Raw genomic sequence first — 338 nt, 5'->3', positions numbered from 1 at the left:
CAATATTCTCTTGACCCAATGAGGGGCCAATCGTGCGCTCTTCTACAAAATACATCGGTGCGGCTAAGGCGCCTGAACGTAGGAGTAATGCAAGTTCTGCCGCTTCTGCGCTACTATCAAGACCAGTAATACGGAAAGAGGAGCCCAGTACCGCTTGAATATTAGCGCGGTTGATGACTTTGGTTTCAGCATAAGGCGTACGTACTTCGACTGTTTCGCCAGTCGCTGGATCTTCTTCGTAAGTGATACGTTGCTTGTTTTCAATGAATAGCACGGCCATCTGTTTACCAACAGCAGTACGCGTGGCGTTTTGCATCAGCTTGCCACCAGCGCTGTCC

At 49.7% G+C, this 338-nt stretch carries 1 protein-coding gene; it reads right to left on the bottom strand.

Going from position 1 to position 338, the window contains the following annotated elements:
• Nucleotides 1-338 (bottom strand): SecDF P1 head subdomain-containing protein (locus AAEY62_RS21130; RefSeq protein WP_502935535.1); only part of this gene is annotated, 338 nt, incomplete at both ends.

It is taken from the genome of Pseudoalteromonas sp. GW168-MNA-CIBAN-0100 (assembly GCF_040309225.1).
In the GTDB taxonomy this organism is placed as follows: Bacteria; Pseudomonadota; Gammaproteobacteria; order Enterobacterales; family Alteromonadaceae; genus Pseudoalteromonas; species Pseudoalteromonas arctica.
This window is presented reverse-complemented; position numbering and strand designations above follow the sequence as displayed.